This window comes from Kitasatospora sp. NPDC058965, assembly GCF_042741245.1.
Taxonomy (GTDB): domain Bacteria; phylum Actinomycetota; class Actinomycetes; order Streptomycetales; family Streptomycetaceae; genus Kitasatospora.
In genome coordinates, this window is the sequence record NZ_JBHYKG010000394.1 from 1 (window position 1) to 6,952 (window position 6,952).

The 6,952-nt window shown below is 77.3% G+C and carries 6 protein-coding genes; all 6 read right to left on the reverse strand.

Annotation, left to right across the window (positions count from 1 at the left end; all coding sequences use genetic code 11):
• Positions 1-14 precede the first annotated feature (14 nt).
• The gene (ddaH, locus tag ACFW1A_RS36610; RefSeq protein ID WP_380417247.1) at positions 15-869 is read right to left on the reverse strand and encodes a dimethylargininase; all 855 of its coding nucleotides are present in this window, start codon (positions 867-869) and stop codon (positions 15-17) included.
• 200 nt (positions 870-1,069) lie between these two features.
• The gene (locus tag ACFW1A_RS36615) at positions 1,070-1,924 is read right to left on the reverse strand and encodes a hypothetical protein (protein ID WP_380417249.1); all 855 of its coding nucleotides are present in this window, start codon (positions 1,922-1,924) and stop codon (positions 1,070-1,072) included.
• The gene (locus ACFW1A_RS36620) at positions 1,921-3,057 is read right to left on the reverse strand and encodes a DUF2306 domain-containing protein (RefSeq protein WP_380417251.1); all 1,137 of its coding nucleotides are present in this window, start codon (positions 3,055-3,057) and stop codon (positions 1,921-1,923) included. The genes ACFW1A_RS36615 and ACFW1A_RS36620 overlap by 4 nt, the downstream gene beginning before the upstream one ends.
• A gap of 123 nt (positions 3,058-3,180) precedes the next feature.
• Complete coding sequence (locus ACFW1A_RS36625) at positions 3,181-3,705, reverse strand: PadR family transcriptional regulator (protein ID WP_380417253.1); 525 nt, start codon at positions 3,703-3,705, stop codon at positions 3,181-3,183.
• 55 nt (positions 3,706-3,760) lie between these two features.
• Complete coding sequence (locus tag ACFW1A_RS36630) at positions 3,761-3,949, reverse strand: hypothetical protein (RefSeq protein WP_380417255.1); 189 nt, start codon at positions 3,947-3,949, stop codon at positions 3,761-3,763.
• Positions 3,950-4,020: 71 nt separating this feature from the next.
• On the reverse strand, positions 4,021-6,952 hold a 2,932-nt coding region (locus ACFW1A_RS36635; RefSeq protein WP_380417257.1), incomplete at its 5' end, for an AAA family ATPase.

A 6,952-nucleotide genomic window follows, 5' to 3' on the forward strand; every position in this document is an offset into this window, starting at 1 on the left:
CCGCTGCCGGGCGGTCAGTCCCGCAGCTCCAGGGTGCAGCACTTGACGCTGCCGCCGGCCTTGAGGAGCTCGGACAGGTCGACGCCGATCGGCTGGAAGCCGCGGGCGCGGAGCTGGGCGATCAGGCCCGACGCGGCCTGCGGGAGCAGCACGTTGCGGCCGTCGGAGAAGGCGTTGAGGCCGAAGACGGCGGCGTCCGCGGCACTGGCCAGCACCGCGTCGGGGTAGAGCTCGCGCAGCACCGCCCGGCTGCCCGGCGTGAAGGCCTCCGGCCAGTACATGATCTCGGTGTCGGAGAGCACCGCCAGCGCGGTGTCCAGGTGGTAGTGGTTCGGGTTGACCAGGGTGAGGCTGGTGACCGGCAGGCCGAAGAACTCCTGCGCCTCGTAGTGCGAGCGCTGGTCGGTGCGGAAGCCGGTGCCGGCCAGGATCCGGCGCCCGACCGGCAGGTAGTCGCCCTCGCCCTCGTTGACGTACTCCGGCCAGTGCAGCTCGCGGAAGCCGCGCCGGCGGAACCAGTCGAGGTAGGCCGGCCCCTCGGCGGTGCGCTCCATGTGGCGGAACCGGGCGCCGAGCACCTTGCCGTCGACCACGGTGGCGCCGTTGGCGGCGAAGACCATGTCGGGCAGGCCGGGCAGCGGGTCGATCACCTCGACGGTGTGCCCGAGCGACAGGTAGAGCTCGCGCAGCCGCTCCCACTGGAGCACCGCGAGGCCGTTGTCCACCGGCTTCTCCGGGTGCATCCACGGGTTGATCGAGTACGAGACCTCGAAGTGCCGGGGCCGGCACATCAGCAGCCGGCGTGGGACGGCCGTGCGCTGCCGGTGGTGGGCGGGCCGCTCGGCGGCGATGACCTCGGTGTGCGACATGAGGCGGCTTCCTTCGGATCGTGGCGCACCGGTGGGCGCACCGCAGGACGGCAGGGTCAGCGCGTCACGGAGTTCTTCGCAGCTCAGGGTGGCGCTCAGCTGTCGCGTGTGCGGCTGATGGGTGCCGGGAGGTCGAACCGACGGTGGTGAGTCGGATCCGCGCAGGAGGATGCCCGAGGCCACTCAGAACCGACTGGGAGTCAGGCGGCCCCCGCGGTCGCACGGTCGGCCCGGCGCAGCAGGGCCCGGCCGGTCAATCCCGCCACCAGCAGGCCGGCCAGCAGGGCCGGCAGCGCCAGGCCGGGGCCGGAGCGCCAGTGCACGTGGCCGGCCCGGCCGGCGAGCAGCCCGGCGGCGGCGAGCGCGGTGCCGGGCAGCGCGAGCAGCGCGGGGCGCAGCCTGGTCAGGTCGTCCTCCACCAGCGCGCCCAGCGTCCCGGTGCCCAGCGCCAGGCACCAGACGCCGAGCGCCTGGGCGTCGGGGCGGTCCACCGGCCAGGGCACGAAGGCGCCCCAGAAACCGGGCAGCGCCAGCAGCCCGGCGCCCAGGCCGAACCAGGCGGAGCCGAGCACCGCGAGGAGGGGCTTCGACCAGGCGGGCAGCGGTGCGGTGCGGTCCGGGGCGGTGGCCGGCCGGGCCGGGGCGAGGTACTGGTGCAGCAGGACGCCGAGCGCGGCCGCCGCGAGCAGGCCGAGCACCAGGATCCAGCCCAGGCTGAAGAGCACCAGGACGATCGAACCGCCGCGTGCCGCGTGCAGCTGGTGCGGGTTGGCCAGGGTGACCGCGAGCAGGCCGAGCAGCACCACGGCGGTGGGCAGCACCAGGGTGCGCACCTCCCGCCAGCTCCGGGCCCGGCCGACCAGCAGCAGGCCCGGGGCCACCCCGACCATCGCCGCGCCGACCAGGCCCGGGTCGAGCGGGTCCGCGGAGCGCCAGGCGCCGAAGGCGTGGCCGGTGAGCGCGGCCGCCGCCATCGCCGCACCGGTGAGCAGGCTGACCACGGCGACCGCGGCGGCCAGCAGCGGTACCGCGGGAGAGAGCTGACGATCGGTCACCGGGATGCCCCCTTCAGCAGTTCACGGGCGTACATCAGGCGCAGCGCGACCACGGCGGTGGTCGCGAAGGCGGCCACCCCGCAGCCCACCGCGACGGCGGCGGACCAGGCGGTCAGCCGGTCCAGCCGCAGCGCGTGGCCCAGCAGCGGGGCCAGCGCCGCGGAGAGCACCGGGGCGAGCGACAGCGCCGCCAGGTGCAGGCCCCACTCCTCGCGGGCCCAGGGTCGGCCGGCCGCGGTGTCCCGGTGCCGGCGCACCAGCAGGAGGGCGTAGCAGGCCAGGTAGGGCAGCAGGTAGGCGAGCAGCAGCCGGCGGCCGGTCGCGCCGAGGCCGAGCATCCGGTCGGCGATCAGCGCCAGCGCGAGCAGGCCGAGCAGGCCGGTGCCGACCAGCACCGGACGCGGCACCCAACTGCCCTGCACGCCGGCCACGGTGGCGCGGCGGTCCAGGGCGCGGGAGGCCAGCAGGGCGCCGAGCACGACCAGCGAACCCAGGTGCATCAGGGCCACCCGGTTGACCTCGGCCATCGGCAGGCCGGGGAGCAGCACGGGCAGCGCGCCCCACTCCAGGCGGAGCAGCGGAGCCGTCATCAGGTAGCCGTAGCAGAGCAGCAGCCAGCGCTGGTGCAGGTCGGGGAACCGGGTGGCGGCGGCCAGGACGCCGAACGTGGTGCTGAGCACGGTGCCGACCAGGATGGTGGCCAGCACGATCCAGAACGCCGCCCCGCCGAAGGCGTCGGCGGGCGCGGTCCGGGCCAGGTACACGCCGGCGGCGGCCATCGAGGCGTAGACGGTGACCGCGAAGACCACGCCGGTGGCCCGGTGCAGGCGCGGGCGCCGGCGCAGCGCGCTGAGCAGTTGCACCGGCCCGAGCACCATCAGCGCGCCGCCGAGCACCGAGTGCACGACCATCGCGGCCAGGCTGTGCCGGTAGGGGCCGATCCGGGTGGCGAGCGCCTGGGCCACGTACGGCGGGTCGACCGCACGGGCCAGCAGCCACTGGCCGGGCGCGGGTGCGCCCGGATCCGCGTAGGACCACAACTCGGTGGCCGCGATGGGCGCGTAGGCGAGGCAGACGGCGACCACGGCGACGGCGGCCACCCTCGGCCAGCGGATTCCGGCGGGACGCTGCACGGCCGGCCCTCCCTCGGCTCAATAGTCCTTTCTGGACTATCGGGACGGTAGTGGCGGGCCGCCGCCGGGGTCAACGGACCCGACGGTCACGATTGGGGGGTGCACCCGGCGCGGTGCGCGGTGTCAGTCCGCCAGGGAGTCGCGGGACTCGACCCAGTGCCAGAAGTCGACCATCATCCGCTCGTACCGGATGCCGAACTCCAGCGCCTCGCGCTGACCCCGGGTCAGCAGCGGGCCGACCCCGTCGGCCAGGTCCTGGTAGCGGGTCAGGGTCCGGCGGTGCTCGTCGAGCTGGACCGGGGCCAGGGCCTGCGGGCGGGCGCCGAACCAGAGCTTGAGGATGTTGCGCTCGCGGGCCTCCACCGGGACGAAGGAGGAGTCGGCCAGCCAGTCGGCCAGCGCGGCGCGGCCCGCGTCGGTCAGCCGCATCAGGCGCCGGTTGCGCCCGCCCGCCTGGCGCACCTCGGAGAGCAGGCCCCCCTCGGCGAGCCGGTCGCACTGCGCGTACACCTGGGCGTGCGGCATCGACCAGAACGGCGCCACCGTGCGGGCCGCCTCCACCTTCACGTCGTACGGGCTGGCCTCGCCCAGCTTGTCGATGATGCCGAGCACCAGGAACGAGGGCGTGGTCAACCGCAATTCAGCCATGGCGCGACGGTATCGCGGATCGCCGCACCTCAGCCGCGGTCGGACCGCGGTCGACTCAGCCCAGCCGGGCCAACCGGGCCAGCCGGACCAGGTCGGCCGGGCGACCGACCGCGCGGCGGCGGGCCGGGCTCACCAGGACCGCCGGCTCGGCGGTCGGGCCGGACGCGAAGTGCGACCGCGCGTAGCGCCGGAAGCGTTCGCGGCGGCCGTCGGTCTGCGGTGCGAGGAGGAGGAGGGGGGTCATGGCGGACCTCCGGCGGGGCGAGGAGGGGGGTCGGGTTCCTCGGCCAGCAAACGCGCCCCGCCGCTGGGTGATCAATACGTAGGCGGTACCCATGCGTCGGACGAACCCTGGGTACCGGCCCCCTCGGCCAGCGCCCGCGGCAGGTCCTTGCGCGGCACCCCGAGCTTGCGCAGCAGGTTGGCGACGTGCCGCTCGACCGTGCGCGGGGAGAGGAAGAGCGCCTGCGCCACGTCCTGGTTGCTCGCGCCCTGGGCGACCAGTTCGGCCACCTGCAGCTCGCGCGGCGACAGCAGCGCGCCGTAGCCGCGCCGCCCCGGGGTGGCGGTGCGGCCCAGGCCCAGGTCGCGCTGCAGCCGCTGGCAGCGGGCCGCGTCCGAGGTGGCGCCGAGCGCCAGGAACGACTGCTCGGCGGCGGCCAGCCGGTCGGCGGCGGCCTCCGGCTCGACCGGTGCCAGCGCCACGGCGAGCTGCTCCTCGGCCCGGGTCGCCTGGTACGGCCGCCCGATCGCCCACCAGAGCTCGCGCGCCTCGGTGCAGGCCGCCCGGGCGCCGGCCTGGTCCCGGCCGGCCAGCAGCAGCCCGTGCGCCTGGGCCAGCGCGGCCAGCGCCGCCGGGGCGTCGACCCCGGTCAGCCCCTGTTCGGCCTGGTCCACCAACTCGTCGGCCGCCCGCCGGTCGCCGCCGGCCAGCGCGCACTCCACCGCCACCGGCAGCAGGTCGGCCGAGCGGGCCCAGGCGTCGGCGGTGCGCAGTGCGGCCACCGCGGGCGCCAGGGTGGCGGCCGCCTGCTCGGTGTCGCCCTCGGCCAGCCGCAGCCCGGCCAGGCCGGCCGCCGCCCGCAGCGCGGTGGTCACCTGGGACTCCCGCTCGCCGAACCGGGCCGCCGCCGCGAACTCCTGCTGGGCCACCGCCAGTCGGCCCCGGGCGGCGGCCAACCGGCCCAGCAGCAGGGCGCGTTCGGCCCCCGCCATGGCCAGGTCGGGGAACTCGGCGCCGAGCGCGGCGAACCGCTCGGCCAGCCCGTCCCAGTGCCCGGCCAGCCCGTCCAGCCGCAGCAGCGCGATCCGGCTGTAGCACTCCAGGTAGGGGATCGCCGCCTGGCGGGCCAACCGGCGGCTCTCCCGGAGTAGTTGACCGGCCCGCTGGTCGTGGCCCAGTTCGACGGCGATGTCGCCGGTGTTGAACAGGGCCCGGGCGCTCTGGCGGACCACCTCGGGGTTCCGGTCGGCCCGGGGCAGTGCCGCCAGGCCCGCCCAGACGGTCGGGTCGCCCTGCCGGGCCCGGAAGGTGAGCCGGGTCGCGCGCACCGCGGCAGCGGCGGCCTCGTCGGGGTGGTCGGCCAGCAGCCGGTCGGCCCGGTCCAGCCGGCCGGCGGCCAGCCGGGCCTCGCTGCCGCGCTCGTTCATCGCCAGGGCCACCAGGGCGCGTGAAGCGCGGACCGGACGGTCGGTCAGTTCATCGACGGCGACCGCCAGTTGGTCGAAGCCGGCGCGGTCGCCGCCGTGCGTGGCGATCAGGATGCCCAGGGTCAGCCGGATCTCGCCCCGGTCGCCGGCGGCCAGCCGGGGATCGGCCAGCATCGCGGTCAGCGTCTGGATGCTGGCCGCCGAGTCGGTGCCGTTGGCGGCGATCCGGGCCAGCGACAGCGCGACCCGGCCGCGCCGGTCGGGGTCGAGTTCGGGCTCGGCCAGCAGCCGGCGCAGCAGCTCCTCGGCGCCGCCCGCGTCGCCCGCGGCCACCGCCTGCTCGGCGGCGGCCTCGGCCAGCTGCTGCCAGCCGCTGCGGTCGCCGAGCGCCAGGGCGTGCCGGGCCAGCTGGTCCAGCGCGCGCGGCTGCTGCGCGTCGAGCACCGCGACCGCCCGTCGGTGCAGCGCGGTGCGGGCCGGGCCGAGCAGCCGGCGGTACGCCACCCGCCCGGCCAGCCCGTGCCGGAAGCCGTACCGGGTGGGCGGGTCCTCGCGCAGCACCGCCGCCCGCAGCGCGGCGCACAGCCCGTCGGCGACCTCCGCCGCCGGCAGCGCCGCCACCTCGGCCAGCAGCGCCTCGTCGGCCGGCACCGCGAGCACCGCGGCGGCCGCGACCACGGCCGCTCCGGCGGGCGGCAGCGCGGCCAGCCGCTCGGTCACCTCGTCCTGCAGCCCGCGCGGGACGTCGGCGTGCTCCAGCGCGGCGACCGGGTCGGCCGTCGGGTCGGTGGTCTCGGCCAGCGCGAGCAGGTCCTCCTCGGCCACCAGCGGCACCCCCTCGCTGCGCCGGTACAGCACCTCGGCCAGCGCGGGCACGGTCGGCAGCGGGCCGAGCGCGGCGCGGGCCAGCTCGTGCACCTCGCCCTCGGTCAGCGGGGCCGGCCGCAGCAGCGCCCCGCCCACCCCGGGCGGGCGGCGGTAGGGGGCGCCCAGCGCCGGGGTGTCGGGCGGCAGGTCCTCGGCCCGGTAGCTGAGCACCAGGGCCAGCCCGGGCGGCGGGTCCAGGGCCAGCAGCAGGAGCAGCTCGCGGGTGGCCGGGTCGGCCCGGTGCAGGTCCTCGACCACCAGCACGAGCTCGCCGAGCGCCGCCAGCAGGGCGTGCACCGCCTGGGCGGTCCGGTACCGGTCGGTGGCCGGCCCGGCTCCGGGCGCGGACCCGGTTCCGGGGCACGGCGGCAGCCGGTCCGCCAGGTCGGGCAGCAGCGGGGCGAGCAGGCCGGTGCTGGGCGGCAGCCGGTCCGGCGGCGGCAGCAGCGGACCGACCCGGCGCAGCGCGTCCAGCACCGGGCCGAACGGGACCGGGTCGCGCACCGGGTGGCAGGCGCCGCTGAGCACCGGCACCGGCGAGGCGGCGGTGGCCTCGGCGATCAGCCGGGACTTGCCGATCCCGGCCTCGCCCTCGACCAGCAGCACGGCGGGCGGTTGGTGCAGGGCCAGGGTGAGCTGGGCCAGCTCCGGCCGCCGCCCGACGAAGGCGAACCCGGCGCCGCGGGTCACGGCCGGACCCCGCGGGCGGCGCGGCGGCCCGGGGCGGCCC